The 13,295-nt window shown below is 64.8% G+C and carries 16 protein-coding genes; 5 read left to right on the top strand and 11 right to left on the bottom strand.

The window, feature by feature from the left end; translation table 11 throughout:
• Window positions 1-177: 177 nt before the first annotated feature.
• From GA0061099_RS11590 to GA0061099_RS11570, 5 genes are all read left to right on the top strand, one after another.
• Window positions 178-1,290 (top strand): AI-2E family transporter, encoded by a 1,113-nt coding sequence (locus tag GA0061099_RS11590; protein ID WP_035998174.1) that lies wholly within the window; start codon window positions 178-180, stop codon window positions 1,288-1,290.
• Window positions 1,291-1,368: 78 nt separating this feature from the next.
• Window positions 1,369-1,740: an ElaB/YgaM/YqjD family protein gene (locus GA0061099_RS11585; RefSeq protein WP_035998171.1), complete on the top strand. Its 372-nt coding sequence runs from the start codon at window positions 1,369-1,371 to the stop codon at window positions 1,738-1,740.
• Between the two features lie 88 nt (window positions 1,741-1,828).
• Entirely contained in the window at window positions 1,829-2,284 is a 456-nt protein-coding gene (locus GA0061099_RS11580) for a hypothetical protein (RefSeq protein ID WP_057028148.1), read from the top strand.
• Window positions 2,285-2,471: 187 nt separating this feature from the next.
• Complete coding sequence (locus GA0061099_RS11575) at window positions 2,472-3,620, top strand: OpgC domain-containing protein (protein WP_035998141.1); 1,149 nt, start codon at window positions 2,472-2,474, stop codon at window positions 3,618-3,620.
• Window positions 3,621-3,710: 90 nt separating this feature from the next.
• Window positions 3,711-4,319 carry a TetR/AcrR family transcriptional regulator gene (locus tag GA0061099_RS11570; RefSeq protein ID WP_036021630.1) on the top strand — a complete coding sequence of 203 codons (609 nt, stop codon included), beginning with the start codon at window positions 3,711-3,713 and terminating at the stop codon, window positions 4,317-4,319.
• Here GA0061099_RS11570 and GA0061099_RS11565 read toward each other — a convergent pair.
• From GA0061099_RS11565 to urtE, 11 genes are all read right to left on the bottom strand, one after another.
• A complete protein-coding gene (locus GA0061099_RS11565) occupies window positions 4,316-5,974 on the bottom strand; it encodes a CHASE domain-containing protein (protein ID WP_036021629.1) in 1,659 nt (552 codons plus the stop codon). The two genes, GA0061099_RS11570 and GA0061099_RS11565, sit on opposite strands and share 4 nt — an antisense overlap.
• Window positions 5,975-6,273: 299 nt before the next feature.
• The gene (gene ureG / locus GA0061099_RS11560; RefSeq protein WP_025033975.1) at window positions 6,274-6,897 is read right to left on the bottom strand and encodes an urease accessory protein UreG; all 624 of its coding nucleotides are present in this window, start codon (window positions 6,895-6,897) and stop codon (window positions 6,274-6,276) included.
• A gap of 39 nt (window positions 6,898-6,936) precedes the next feature.
• Window positions 6,937-7,665, bottom strand: coding sequence for an urease accessory protein UreF (locus tag GA0061099_RS11555; RefSeq protein WP_063822457.1), 729 nt, complete (start codon window positions 7,663-7,665; stop codon window positions 6,937-6,939).
• Entirely contained in the window at window positions 7,646-8,257 is a 612-nt protein-coding gene (gene ureE, locus GA0061099_RS11550; RefSeq protein ID WP_074447691.1) for an urease accessory protein UreE, read from the bottom strand. The genes GA0061099_RS11555 and ureE overlap by 20 nt, the downstream gene beginning before the upstream one ends.
• Window positions 8,258-8,270: 13 nt before the next feature.
• Window positions 8,271-8,570, bottom strand: coding sequence for a putative quinol monooxygenase (locus GA0061099_RS11545; protein WP_035998129.1), 300 nt, complete (start codon window positions 8,568-8,570; stop codon window positions 8,271-8,273).
• Between the two features lie 129 nt (window positions 8,571-8,699).
• The gene (gene ureC, locus GA0061099_RS11540; RefSeq protein WP_036021626.1) at window positions 8,700-10,415 is read right to left on the bottom strand and encodes an urease subunit alpha; all 1,716 of its coding nucleotides are present in this window, start codon (window positions 10,413-10,415) and stop codon (window positions 8,700-8,702) included.
• 34 nt (window positions 10,416-10,449) lie between these two features.
• A complete protein-coding gene (locus GA0061099_RS11535) occupies window positions 10,450-10,989 on the bottom strand; it encodes an HD domain-containing protein (protein WP_036021623.1) in 540 nt (179 codons plus the stop codon).
• Between the two features lie 57 nt (window positions 10,990-11,046).
• Entirely contained in the window at window positions 11,047-11,352 is a 306-nt protein-coding gene (locus tag GA0061099_RS11530) for an urease subunit beta (RefSeq protein WP_026202067.1), read from the bottom strand.
• A gap of 9 nt (window positions 11,353-11,361) precedes the next feature.
• A complete protein-coding gene (locus GA0061099_RS11525) occupies window positions 11,362-11,664 on the bottom strand; it encodes an urease subunit gamma (RefSeq protein WP_007605424.1) in 303 nt (100 codons plus the stop codon).
• 38 nt (window positions 11,665-11,702) lie between these two features.
• Complete coding sequence (locus GA0061099_RS11520) at window positions 11,703-12,521, bottom strand: urease accessory protein UreD (RefSeq protein WP_370100949.1); 819 nt, start codon at window positions 12,519-12,521, stop codon at window positions 11,703-11,705.
• Window positions 12,522-12,571: 50 nt separating this feature from the next.
• Window positions 12,572-13,267 (bottom strand): urea ABC transporter ATP-binding subunit UrtE, encoded by a 696-nt coding sequence (gene urtE / locus GA0061099_RS11515; RefSeq protein ID WP_036021619.1) that lies wholly within the window; start codon window positions 13,265-13,267, stop codon window positions 12,572-12,574.
• Between the last annotated feature and the right edge of the window lie 28 nt (window positions 13,268-13,295).

Below are 13,295 nucleotides of genomic sequence, written 5' to 3'. Positions count from 1 at the left end.
GCGCTGCCTCAACAAACTCCGCCGCCTCGATCGAAGTTCCGGCGCAGCGTGCGGCAGCGACGTCACAGTCAAGCGAGCATCCGTTCACGAAGCCGCGATGGAACCAGCACGCCGCCCAAGCATTAGTCACGTCATCAATGGGCGCGCGGATCACGGATTCCGTGCGGGAGAGATATTGTGCGCGTCCTACCCAGTGAACGTTTGATTTCCGGCAACAGCGAAGGCGATCCGCTTCCCGAGAGCCATGTCGAGCTGCCGCCGGTGATCCGCCGCACTGAATTCGTCGCGTTCGCGCTGGCCGGGCTGTTGCTGATCGCCATCGTCGCCGTGCTCTATGTCGGCCGGGCGTTCTTCCTGCCGGTCGTGATGGCGTTCGTCATCGGGACCATGCTGTCTCCGGCGGCCACCTTCCTGGAGCGAAGCAAGGTCCCACGCAGCGTCGGCGCCGTGCTGATCGTGGTCGCAGTGAGCGCGGTGGTCGCTTTCGCCGTCGCGTTGATCGCTTCGCCGGTCATGGCGTGGAGCACGCGCCTGCCAGAGCTCGGCGCGCAATTGAAGGACAAGCTGCACGTGTTCGACCGGCCGCTTGCGCTCTGGCGGGAGCTGCAAGCCATGCTCGGCGGCTCGGAGGGATTGCCGAGCCTGCACATGCCCAAGATCGAGTGGGTGCAGCCGACGCTGGAATTCCTGTCACCGACCTTTACCGAATTCCTGCTGTTCTTCGTCACCCTGATCCTGTTCATCGCAAGCTGGCGCGACCTGCGGCGGGCCATGATCATGACCTTCAGCAATCACGACGCGCGGCTGCGCACGCTCCGGATCCTCAACGAGATCGAGGTCCATCTCGGCAATTATCTGCTGACCGTCACCCTCATCAATGTCGGCGTCGGCGTCGCCACCGGCCTGATCTGTGCGCTGACCGGAATGCCCAATCCGGCCGGCCTCGGCGCACTGGCGGCCACGCTCAACTTCATACCGATCATCGGGCCCGTGGCGATGTTCGTGGTGCTGGTCGTGGTCGGGCTGATCGCCTTCCCGACCCTCGGCGGCGGCCTGATGGCCGCGCTCGCCTTCGGTGGCCTCACCTTTCTTGAGGGTCACTTCATCACGCCGACGATCATCGGGCGGCGGCTCGCCCTGAACGCGCTCGCCGTGCTGCTCGCGCTCGCGTTCTGGACCTGGCTGTGGGGGCCGATGGGCGCGTTCCTGTCCTCGCCGCTCCTGATCGTCGCGCTGATCCTGAAGGACCACCTGCTGCCGGAGAATTCGCCGCAGCTGCCGCAAGCCTGACCGGTTTCAGCGAACGGAACTTACCCGGCGACGAAACGTTCTCCGCCCATCTCAGCCGTCAACAGTTCGGAGCTCCCGATGTCCACGCCCAATGCCGAAGCCGGGATGAGAGACTGGACCGACAAAGCCACCCGAGACCGCCTCGAAAAGGATGTAGCAGCCGTGAAAAGCGATATCGCCGCCCTCACCGACCAGATCACCGACGCGCTCAATACTTTCGCCAACTCCACCAGCAAGCAGGCTCGCCGCGGCTATCGCCAGGCGCGCGAGAACATGGACTCCGCGATGGACGACATGTCCGAGCGCGGCAGCGCGATGATGGAAGCTGCACATGACGCCTACGGCTCGATCGAGGAGACGCTGGAAGAGGCGATCACGCAGCGGCCGCTGGCGACCGTCGGGCTGGCGCTCGGCATCGGCTTCCTGATCGGCGTCGCCTGGCGTCGCTAAGGATGTCGACGCCCATTTGATACGGCGGCGGCACGCCGCCGCTGTTGGCTCGTGACCATTCGGCTGGCGGGGATTGAGGAGCAAGGCCATGTTTCAGCGCATCATCGACGGCATCAGCGCATCAACCGGCACGACGGTTCGGCTGACCTCCCTTGCCGCGGGCGCTGCCTTCGCGCTGCTCGTGACCACAGGCTTCCTCTGTGCCGCCGTCTTCATTTGGGTGCTGCAGAAATATGGCCCGGTGCAGGCTTGTCTTGCCGGCGCCGGCATCTTCTTCCTGTTGACCCTGGCCGCGGCAGGCTCCTATTGGAGCTACAAGCGCGAGGTGCAGAAACGCGCCCAGATCGCGGCCGAGCGCGCCGCGAAATCGGCCGCGCAGAGCATGCTTGCAGATCCGATGCTCCTCGCCACTGGGCTCCAGATCGTTCGTGCCATCGGCGTCAAGCGGCTGCTGCCGATCCTGGCGATCGGGGGCGTCGCCCTGGGCATCCTGGCGAGCCGCGCCGGCGTGTCCGACGAGGTGTCGGCCGAACCTGCCGAGTAGCGATCGGAGCTGGGTAGAAAATTTCGTCGTAAGTCCTTCCGGCGCATCTATCCTACTTCGATAGTAGGCGAGGGCCGCAGTCTGCGCCGTTCGGCGCGATTGCCTTGCCGCTCACGCAAACGCTACTCGGACGAGCAGGCGGTTGCCGTTAAAAGCATCATCCTGATTCCCAAAGCTATTTTGCTCAATGAAACCGTCCGTCAAGGCGAACCTCGCCGCATTCCAGCATGACGCCAGGCTCTATCTGACGCTCGGCATCGCCAATTGGTCCATATTCGTCGACCATATTCCCAACAACGTCGTCAACCTGCTGACGCTGCGCAATTTCGGCTTCAGCGGCGCGGCGGACCTGTTCGTGTTCGTGGTGGGCTACGGGGTCGCCATCATCCATGGCAGGATGGCGCTGGAACGCGGCTACTTGGTCGCGGCGACGCGCATCTTTCGCCGGGTCTGGCGGCTCTATGCCGCCTATGTCGTGCTGTTCGTGATCTATATCGATGCCATCGCCTATGTCGCCAGGCAATCGATGGCGCCGGAGATCATCCACCAATACAACATCTCCGGAATTCTCGAGCATCCACTGCGCATCCTGGTCCGCGGTCTCGTGCTCCAGGAAGAGCCGCTGAACCTCGACCTGCTGCAGCTGATGGTCCCGCTGATGGCGTTCTTTCCGTTCGCGTTGTGGGGCCTGCTGCGGGGCCCGAACCTGACGCTGGCGGCATCGGTCGCGCTGTATCTCGCCGCACGCTGGTTCGACTGGAATTTTCGGATCTATCCGGACGGGGAATGGACCTTCAATCCGCTGTGCTGGCAGATGTTGATGGTGCTGGGCGGCTGGTTCGCCGTGACGGGCGCTCCGGGACGTGCGCTGCACGGCATGTCCTGGCTGCGGATCCTCGCCGGCGCCTACCTGGTCTTCGCGATGGCCGTCACCTTGATGCGCCATTCGCCGGCGCTGTCGGCTTACCTGCCCGATCTGCTCCTCAACAGCATCGCTCCGACCGACAAGGAAAACCTCGCTCCCTATCGGGTGGTCCACTTCCTCGCCCTCGCATTCATTGCCACCCATCTCATTCCGGCAGATCACCCCGGCCTGAGATGGAAACCGCTGCAAGCGGTGATCGCATGTGGTGAGGAATGGCTCGCGGTATTCTGCGTCGCCGTGTTCCTATCCTTCGCTGGCCACCTCATCCTGATCACCGGGCCGAACCTGGCGGTGATGCAGGTGGCGGTGAGCATCACCGGCTTCGCGGCGATGACCGGGCTCGCCTACTACATCGCCTGGTCGAAACGGCAGGATCTGCCGGCAGCCCTGCGGCAGCAGGCCCAGAGCTGATCGCTTCGAAACGAAATCGTGCGATTCTGCTAGGCCGAATGCCGCCCCTGGGCTATGCCGGGACCCTGCGTGAGGAGACCGGGCGTGGCGATGGCGAAAGACGGGCGTGAAGAGGCGGAGCGCGCGCCCCGGCGCGGCCGGCCAAGGTCGATCGAGACCACCAACGCCATCCTCGAAAGCGCCTATGCACTGATGGCGGCCACCGGCCTTGCCGCCACCACCATCGATGCGATCGCACGGCACTCCAGCGTGTCCAAGATGACGATCTACAAATGGTGGCCGTCGCGGGAAGCGCTGCTGATCGACGCCTTCCTCCACCATGCCGCGCAAATGCTGCCGCTGCCGCCCGCGAGCGCGGGCACGCCCGCGGCACGCGCGCGGCGCCACGCCGCCGCCTATGCCGAGGCGCTGCAGGGCGAGTTCGGCAAGGTGCAGCTCGCCGTCGTCTCCGAATGCATTTCCAAGACCGGGTCGGCCGAGCTGTTCTACGCCCGGTACCTGCAATTCCGCCGCGACGCGCTGGTGGACATGATCGCCGCCGGCCAGAAGGACGGCAGCATTCAGGCCGAGGGTCCTCCTGAGAATCTCTACGACGCGATCTATGGCAGCCTGTTCTACCGCTATATCTTCGGCATCGCACCGATCACACCCGGCTACGCGCGCAGCCTCGTCGATCTGGTGTTGCGGCCGAAGGGCTAACTTCGCACCGGCCTGACGGGCGCCGAGATTTTATCCGTGCGGTCGCGCTCGGTCATGTCGACCACCGTCTCCATCGGCGCGGTCAATTCATAGACGTAGGAGACGTCGGTGAAGAAGCGCTTGGCGGTCCCGCCCAGCGCCTCGGGCGCGACGCGGTCGAGCAGGATCAGGCCGAAATCGGAATCGGGCCGGCGCGTCGCCTCGCTGGTGTTGAACTCCTCCCAGCGGAAATGGAAGACCTCGTCGCCCTCCTCGCCGGTCACCGTCCAGTTGGCGGTGATGTGCGGGTGCTTGCCGACCAGCGACAGGCCCTCGTCGGAATGCGAGGCGAGCTCGAAGAACAGCAGCGACAGGCTCTGTGCGGCACGCGCGCTGACCGCGATGTCGGGGCCGGTGACGGCGATGCGATCGGCATGCGGAATCGCGCGCGCCTCGAACAGGCCCTTCAACTTGACACCCTGCCACTGGCTCTCGCTGAGCAGCGACACCACATTGGACATGGCGTGGATGCGCCCGATCAGGAGCTCGCGCGCGATGTCGATGTCCGAGCCGTGGCGCAAGGTGCGCGTCACGATCGACTGGATCACCGCCAGGATGTTCTTGACGCGGTGGTTGAGCTCGTCGATCACCGCGGTCAACCGCCGCTCGAATCCGATCCTGACCTGGATCTCCCGGCTGAGCCGCAGATTGTTGTAGGCGACGTAACCGAACAGGCCGCACACCATTGCGGTGATGGCAAAGCCGATCGCCGCTACGATGATGGCGGTCTGCTCGGCGCGGCGCACCGAATTGGTCTTCGCGTAATAGCCGAGCTGCCAATCGCGGCCACCGAAGCTCACCGTGCGCGTCGCCGACGGCGCCCCGTCCGCCGCCGCGGTCCGCGTCGAGACCACGCCCTGATCATTGGCGATCAGCTCGCCGCCGTCCTTGCGCGGATCCCTGAGCGCCACCGCGAACAGCGACATGTCGTCATTGGCCAGCATCAGCGAGGCGAGCTCGTAGGAAAATGTGACGAAGCCGGCCGGCTCCGTCGCACCCTCGGGAACGACTGGCGCGGCCACGATGATGCCGATCGGACCGTTTCCGCGGATCAACGGCACCGGGTCGGAGGCAACCGACCTCTTTTGGGCGCGCGCCCGCGTGAGCATCGCGCTGCGAACCGGATCCTGATCGTAGCTGCGGCCGGGCAAGGCCGTGGTCTCGTTGCTGCGCGGCTCGAGATCCAACAGCACGTCGATCGGCTGGGTGACATCGGCAGGATTGATCGGCTTGTCGTCAAACGAGCGGATCTGCGGATTCGGGAAGCCGGCGCTGGCGATGGCGGCCTGCGCCGCCGCAAGCTCGTTCGGCTTCAGCCGGGCGATCCAGCCGGCCACCACAAAGTCGGTCTTGAAGGCGTAGATCGCCGAGCGCAGCGGCTCCAGCATGTTCGGCTTGATCACCGACGGCGCGCGGAACAGGCCCGAGGCGACACGCGCGAGCAGCTCCCGCTCGGTCAGGCGGTCCTGAACCAGGCTCGCATGCACGTCGATCGCACGCGCCAGCGCGATCCGGTCCAGCGCCAGCTCCTGGTCGTGGACGCGATAAGCCGCAAGCCCGGAGAGCAAGGCCCCGAGCAGAGCGATGAAGCCGATGATGAAACCCAGCCTGACCACGCGATTACTCAGGCGAAAGCAGGAGGTCGGCAATGAACACGGAGCACATGAACGCCGCTCGAACGGCCAGAGGCCGAAGCAGGGTAAACCCCAGTGGCGGAGATAATGAAGGAGGAGGCATCAGTACGCAACTTAGGTCGCCTGAAAAGCTTAATCCGCCCGGCCGATGGTCTGGCCGGGATGAATTCGCCCCGGGCGCCGGAGGTAGTTAATCGCCGTGTCCGAAATTTGTTCCGCGGGTTGCGGCACGGCCCAGGCGTTAACGGCGAAAAACGCCTGCGCCAACTGGTCGCGTCCGGTCAGCCCGCCCGTTTCAGGCCGCCTTTGGCCTCGATGAAACCGACGATTCGGTCGAGCCCCTCGCTCTTCTTGAGATTGGTCATGACGAAGGGTCGCTCGCCGCGCATGCGCCTGGCATCCGTCTCCATCTTCTCCAGGGAGGCGCCGACATGGGGCGCAAGGTCGGTCTTGTTGATGACCAAGAGGTCGGACCGGGTGATGCCCGGGCCGCCCTTGGACGGGATCTTGTCGCCGGCGGCGACGTCGATGACATAGATGGTGAGGTCGGCCAGCTCCGGGGAAAAAGTGGCAGCGAGATTGTCGCCGCCGGATTCGATCAGCACAAGGTCAAGTCCGGGAAACTTGGCGCGCATGTCCGCGACCGCAGCGAGATTCATCGAGGCATCCTCGCGGATCGCCGTGTGCGGACAACCGCCGGTCTCGACGCCGGCGATGCGATCCGGCGTCAGCGATCCCGAACGCACCAGGAACTCCGCATCCCATTTGGTGTAGATGTCGTTGGTGATTGCCGCAATGTCATAGCGCTCGCGCATGGTCTTGCAGAGCAGGTCCATCAGCGCGGTCTTGCCGGATCCGACCGGACCGCCGACGCCGACACGCAAGGGACCGTGAGATTTCGCCATGTGACTTGTTCTCTCCTGATGACTTGACGGCCGCACCGCTCACGACCGAAACAAGCGGGTATATTGCGTCTCGTGCCGCAAGCTGGCGAGATCGGCGCGAAACGTCGCGCTGCCGAGATCGTCCAAGGTTGCATTCAGCGCGCGATTGGCGGTGGCGGCGACGGCGGCTTCCAGCTTCACCAGCACACGCTGGCTATCGGTCTGGCCGAGCGGAATGAGCCGGCTGGCGGCGGAAATCCAGTTCGAGACCAGCGCATGCAGGAAGGCGTGCAGCGTCGGCGCCAACGGCACGGCGTGCATCGCGGCAACCACACCGACCGCGACCGGATAGACTAGCGGCGCGCCGCATGCCGCGACCGTCGCGTCCAGTCCGTCGGCATCCCACGCGGCGCGCGAAATATCGATGAAGGCGCGGCCCTGTGAGGTCGTCTCCAGCTGCCGCTCGCGCGACGGCACGAAGGCGCTCGCGAGCTCGGCGATCTCGTTCAAAGCGGCCGTCTCGCCCGATTCCGTGGCGCGATAGGCGTGGACCAGAAACGTCGCGTCACAGAAGCCGGAGCCGTCGCCGAGCATCGCATCGAGCCAATCCGCCAGCGTGGTCGTGTCGGTGACGTCGCCCGCCTCGACCGCCCATTCGATGCCGCTGGAGTAGGAGAAGCCGCCGACGGGAAATGCCGGCGAAAGCCAGGTCATCAGCCGGTACAGCGCCGCCGCCTCGCCCTCGGCAAGATCACCGGCGCCGACCGGCTCATTTGTGGTCATGAGCATGCTTGTGGCCGTGGTGATGGTCGGGATGATCGCAATGCTCGTCGTGGTGATGGTGGTGCTCGTGGCTATGGTCGTGCGAGCCATGATCATGGAGGTGACCATGGTCATGGTGATGATGGCCGTGATCGTGATGCGCATGGTCGTGTCCATGCGCGTGGCCGGCATCGGCGTAGGCGCCGCCTTCGGGATCGAACGGCGCCTCGATCTCGATTACACGCGCGCCAAGGCCCTTCACCATCGCCTCGATGACGTGATCGCGGCGGATGCGCAGGGCCTTGGCCATGATCTGGGTCGGCAGATGACGGTTGCCGAGATGCCAGCCGACGCGGACGAGGTGGTGCGGATCGCGGCCGCGGATTTCGAGCAGCGGCTCGGGCGCCGCGACCACCTCGATCAGCCTTCCGTCCTCAAGCACCAGCGCATCGCCGCCGCGCAGCGCGACGGCATGCTCCAGGTCGAGCAGGAATTCGAGACCACGCGTTCCGGTCATCGCCATGCGGCGGCGGTGCCGATCGTCGAAATCGAGCACGACCGTGTCCACTGGTGCTTCCGTGAAGCGGTGCTGTCCCCTGACCTGCGTCGCCCGGATCATGCGTCTTACCTCTTTACCGTGTCTCGACCTTCTCGGGCGTGATGTATTCGATCTTCGGCGGCGCCGTGAAGCATTTCACAGCAACACGGCCGAACGTCTTCATGTGCTCGGCAGCGCGATGCGGCCCCAGCGCTTCCATATTCTCCCACTGCTCGACGAACACCATCTTGGCAGGGTCGGTGACGCTCTCATGCAGGTCATAGGCGATATTGCCGGGCTCTTTCCGCGTCTCCTTGATGCAGGCGGTGGCGGCTGCAATGAATTCGGCGCGCGTCTCGGGCTTGATGGTCAAGGTTGCAACGACGTAGATCACGAGAAATCCTCCCGGCTTTTCTTCTGAAGGTTACGATACCGGGCGGGACATTAGACCAGGCGGGACCGAACGCAAAACCGCAAAAAGCCGTCCCCGGACACCGCCGGGGACATGCGTCGAGGCGCTATTTCAGTACATGAAATATCGCTGCGCCATCGGCAGCACCTCCGCCGGAGCACAGGTCAGGAGCTCGCCATCGGCGCGCACTTCATAGGTCTCCGGATCGACCTCGATATCGGGCGTCGCGTCGTTGTGGATCATGCTCTTCTTGGAGATCTTGCCGCGGGTGTTCTGGACTGCATAGAGCTTCTTCTCGAGGCCGAGCTTGCGCGCGAGGCCACCGGTGATCGCGGCCTTGGAAGTGAACACCACCGAGGAGGCCGTACGTGCCTTGCCGAACGCGCCGAACATCGGCTGGTAGTGCACCGGCTGCGGCGTCGGGATCGAGGCGTTGGGATCGCCCATGGGCGCCGCGACGATGGTGCCGCCCTTGACGATGCAGTCCGGCTTGACGCCGAAGAAGGCCGGCGACCACAGCACGAGATCGGCCATCTTGCCCTTCTCGACCGAGCCGATCAGCTTCGACACGCCATGCGCGATGGCGGGATTGATGGTGTACTTGGCGATGTAGCGCTTGACGCGGAAATTGTCGTTGTCCTTGCCCTTGTCCTGCGGCAGCGACCCGCGCTGCTTTTTCATCTTGTCCGCGGTCTGCCAGGTCCGGATGATGACTTCGCCGAGGCGGCCCATGGCCTGCGAGTCCGAGGACATCATCGAGAGCGCGCCGAGGTCGTGGAGGATGTCCTCGGCCGCGATCGTCTCCTTGCGGATGCGGCTTTCGGCGAACGCCAGATCTTCGGCGATGGACGGATCCAGATGGTGGCACACCATCAGCATGTCCAGATGCTCGTCGATGGTGTTGCGGGTGAACGGCCGCGTCGGGTTGGTCGACGAGGGCAGCACGTTCTTCAGGCCGGCGACCTTGATGATGTCAGGAGCATGGCCGCCGCCGGCGCCTTCGGTGTGGAAGGCGTGGATGGTGCGTCCCTTGAAGGCCTTGATCGTGTCCTCGACGAAGCCGGATTCGTTCAGCGTGTCGGTGTGGATCATCACCTGGATGTCGTGATCGTCGGCGACCGACAGGCAATTGTCGATCGCGGCCGGCGTGGTGCCCCAATCCTCGTGCAGCTTCAGCGCACAGGCGCCGGCCCTGATCATCTCGACCAGCGCGGCGGGCCGCGAGGCGTTGCCCTTGCCGGAAATGCCGAGATTGACCGGAAAGGCGTCGAACGACTGGATCATCCGCCCCATATGCCAGGGCCCCGGCGTACAGGTGGTCGCGAAGGTGCCGTGCGACGGGCCGGTGCCGCCCCCCAGCATCGAGGTGACCCCTGACATCAGCGCGTGCTCGATCTGCTGCGGACAGATGAAATGGATGTGGCTGTCGAAGCCGCCGGCGGTGAGGATCTTGCCCTCACCCGCGATCACGTCGGTGCCGGGGCCGATGATGATGGTGACCCCGGGCTGGATGTCGGGATTGCCGGCCTTGCCGATGCCTGCGATCATGCCGTCCTTGATAGCGACGTCGGCCTTCACGATGCCCCAATGGTCCACGATCAGCGCATTGGTGATGACGGTATCGGCCGCGCCCTGCCTGTTGGTGACCTGCGACTGCCCCATGCCATCGCGGATCACCTTGCCGCCGCCGAACTTCACCTCCTCGCCATAGGTGGTGAAATCCTTCTCGACCTCGATGATGAGGTCGGTGTCGGCCAGCCGCACCTTGTCGCCGGTGGTCGGGCCGAACATGTCGGCATAGACGGAACGCTTCATCTTGACGGACATCACAAGCCCCGTTTGCGATTGAATGTCTGGTTGGTCACAGCAAGGCCTTTGCTGCTTTCACGGCGTCATCGAATTTTTCGTCGAGCCACGCATTGCCGCCGCGGCACCCCGCCACGACCTGCGTGGCCCAGGCGATATAGTCGGCGAGATCTTCGCGCTCCCCAGCACTCGGATCGGTTTGAATGCGCGCGCCCGTATTGCTGATCTTGTCGGCGATCTTGATCAGCTTGGCGCCCGGCGATTTGTGGGGCGCGTCCTCGATCTGCTTCTGCCGCCGCTTCGCTTTCGGCAAGCTCATGTCGTCGGTGCACTCGGCAACGAGGGACGCGACCCGATCGGAAAATCTCTGCGCGAGTTCCTCGCGCGTGGTGTCGGTGTCCTCGATGGTATCGTGCAGCCAGCCGGCCGCGACCAGCTCGGCATCGGCGCCGTTGGTCGCGGTCGCGAGCAGGTTCGCGACCTCGGCGAGATGATTGATATAGGGCTCGTTGCCGCGGCCCTTGCGCGCCATGCCGTTATGGCGCTGCGCGGCGAGCTCGGCAGCTTCCGAGACGAGGCGGATTGGCGAGAGCATGGAAATTACCTCCGTTTCCGCCTCAACCATGCCGCGGCGTGCTCGTTCCTGCGGAGGTCACAGCTTCCCCATCACATCGCCGCGGAAGCCGTAGATCGTCTTCTTCCCCGCCATGGCGACGAGTTGAACGTCGCGGGTCTGGCCGGGTTCGAAGCGGACGGCGGTGCCGGCGGCGATGTCGAGGCGCATGCCGCGCGCCTTCTTGCGGTCGAACTTCAGCGCGGGATTGGTCTCGAAGAAATGGTAGTGCGAGCCAACCTGGATCGGGCGGTCGCCGGTATTGGCGACCGTCAGCGTCACGGTCTTGCGGCCGGCGTTGAGCTCGATCTCGCCGTCCTGAATGAAGAGTTCGCCGGGGATCATGCTCTGCTCCTACCTGATCGGCTCGTGCACGGTGACGAGCTTGGTGCCATCAGGAAAAGTCGCCTCGACCTGGATGTCGTGGATCATCTCGGGAATGCCCGGCATCACCTGGTCGCGGGTCAGAACTTGCGCGCCTGACTGCATCAGCTCGGCGACGGTGCGGCCGTCACGCGCGCCTTCCAGAATGAAGTCGGAGATGATCGCGATCGCCTCGGGATGGTTGAGCTTGACGCCGCGGTCCAGCCGGCGGCGGGCCACGATCGCCGCCATCGAGATCAAAAGCTTGTCCTTTTCGCGGGGAGACAGATTCATGCGACATCTCTTCCGTTCAACACGTCAATTCAACCAGTCTAGTTCAGCCAGAGCCGCGGCAGGGCCGCACCGGTGCGCGCCAGCACCGTCATCATGTCGGCGCGCAAGCGCGCCGCATCTTGGGCACAGAACCGCGCCATTGCAAAGCCATTCCAGGCCGAGATTCCGGCTTCGCCGGAGAACGATTCCGACGCCTCGCGGATGCGCTCGACCAGGGCTTCGTCGCCGGGCACGATCAGGGCTGTGCCGATCGCCGCGCCACCTTTGGCGACCGCGGGCCGTGCAAGCTTGGCACCGATATCGCCGTCGAGCCGGACGGTCTCGGCGAACACCAGCCGCCCGCCGCGGCGTAGCCGCCAGCGGTCGACGAACTCGCCCTGCTCCATCCGCTCGCCCATGGCGGTGCGGCCGAACACCACGATCTCGCAGAGCAGGAGCGAGGCCGCCTCGTCGAGGTCGATGTCGAAGCGGCGCTGGACGCGGGCACGGTCGAACAGAATCGTCTCCTGGGGCAGCCAGGCAAGATGCGCGTCCGCGCCGACCTTCAGGGCGATGTTGAGCTGCGCTGCCGCTCCGGGCGTGCGATAGACCTTTTCGGCGGCCGCTGTGGTCAGCGTCAGCCGCGCTGCATCCGCCGCCGCTATCTCGATATCAAAGCGATCACCGCCGGCAACACCGCCGGCCGTGTTGACGAACACGCCGGACAGGCCCTGATCTTCCGGCGAGGGAAAGCGGACGCGGAGCGAACCGGATTCATGCAAGGTGCCGCGCCGTGTCACCCCGTCGCGCGCATGCACGTCGAAGCGCACGGTGCCACGGGCACGGTTGGCCTCGAACAGCGTGGACGTGGCTGACAATTCGCTGCGCATCCGTCTCCCCCAACCGGTCGCGGCAGGTCTGTTCCGGCTTACAGCGCCATCTGGCGGCTGATCTCGCCCGGATCGAGATTGGAGCGGTCGCAGGTGAACTTCACCGCGCCGCGATCCATCACCGCGAAACTGTCGCCGAGTTCGCAGGCAAAGTCGAGATATTGTTCGACCAGCACGATGGCGATGTTGCCGAGGTTGCGCAGATACGAAATGGCGCGGCCGATGTCCTTGATGATCGAGGGCTGGATGCCTTCGGTGGGCTCGTCGAGCAAAAGTAGTTTCGGCCGCATCACCAGCGCGCGGCCGATCGCGAGCTGCTGCTGCTGGCCGCCGGAGAGGTCGCCGCCGCGCCGGCCCAGCATGGATTGCAGCACCGGAAACAGCGAGAACACATCGTCGGGGATGTGCTTGTCCTCGCGCTTGAGCGGACCGAAGCCGGTCTTGAGGTTCTCCTCGACTGTCAGCAACGGGAAGATCTCGCGGCCCTGCGGCACGAAGCCGATGCCCTTGCGCGCCCGCTCGTACGGCTTGAGGCCGGTGATATCGCTGCCGTCGAACACGATTGCGCCCGACGAGATCGGATATTGCCCAACCATCGCGCGCAGGAGCGAGGTCTTGCCGACGCCGTTGCGTCCGAGCACGCACGTGACCTTGCCGGGCTCGGCCGAGATCGAGACGCCGCGCAACGCCTGGGCAGCACCGTAAAACAGGTTGATGTCTTTCACTTCAAGCATCGGAAACACCTTTGCGGGCGAATAGCGA

Source organism: Bradyrhizobium yuanmingense (assembly GCF_900094575.1).
GTDB classification, from domain to species: Bacteria; Pseudomonadota; Alphaproteobacteria; order Rhizobiales; family Xanthobacteraceae; genus Bradyrhizobium; species Bradyrhizobium yuanmingense.
This window is presented reverse-complemented; position numbering and strand designations above follow the sequence as displayed.

Bases quoted from the DNA above. Each gene is read 5' to 3' on its own strand.
- GA0061099_RS11580 (WP_057028148.1), top strand. From the start codon at position 1,829: ATGTTTCAGCGCATCATCGACGGCATCAGCGCATCAACCGGCACGACG.
- ureC (WP_036021626.1), bottom strand. From the start codon at position 10,415: ATGTCCGTCAAGATGAAGCGTTCCGTCTATGCCGACATGTTCGGCCCG.
- ureE (WP_074447691.1), bottom strand. From the start codon at position 8,257: ATGATCCGGGCGACGCAGGTCAGGGGACAGCACCGCTTCACGGAAGCA.
- ureG (WP_025033975.1), bottom strand. From the start codon at position 6,897: ATGGCGAAATCTCACGGTCCCTTGCGTGTCGGCGTCGGCGGTCCGGTC.
- GA0061099_RS11525 (WP_007605424.1), bottom strand. From the start codon at position 11,664: ATGAATCTGTCTCCCCGCGAAAAGGACAAGCTTTTGATCTCGATGGCG.
- GA0061099_RS11530 (WP_026202067.1), bottom strand. From the start codon at position 11,352: ATGATCCCCGGCGAACTCTTCATTCAGGACGGCGAGATCGAGCTCAAC.
- urtE (WP_036021619.1), bottom strand. From the start codon at position 13,267: ATGCTTGAAGTGAAAGACATCAACCTGTTTTACGGTGCTGCCCAGGCG.
- GA0061099_RS11535 (WP_036021623.1), bottom strand. From the start codon at position 10,989: ATGCTCTCGCCAATCCGCCTCGTCTCGGAAGCTGCCGAGCTCGCCGCG.
- GA0061099_RS11570 (WP_036021630.1), top strand. From the start codon at position 3,711: ATGGCGAAAGACGGGCGTGAAGAGGCGGAGCGCGCGCCCCGGCGCGGC.
- GA0061099_RS11575 (WP_035998141.1), top strand. From the start codon at position 2,472: ATGAAACCGTCCGTCAAGGCGAACCTCGCCGCATTCCAGCATGACGCC.
- GA0061099_RS11585 (WP_035998171.1), top strand. From the start codon at position 1,369: ATGTCCACGCCCAATGCCGAAGCCGGGATGAGAGACTGGACCGACAAA.
- GA0061099_RS11555 (WP_063822457.1), bottom strand. From the start codon at position 7,665: ATGCTCATGACCACAAATGAGCCGGTCGGCGCCGGTGATCTTGCCGAG.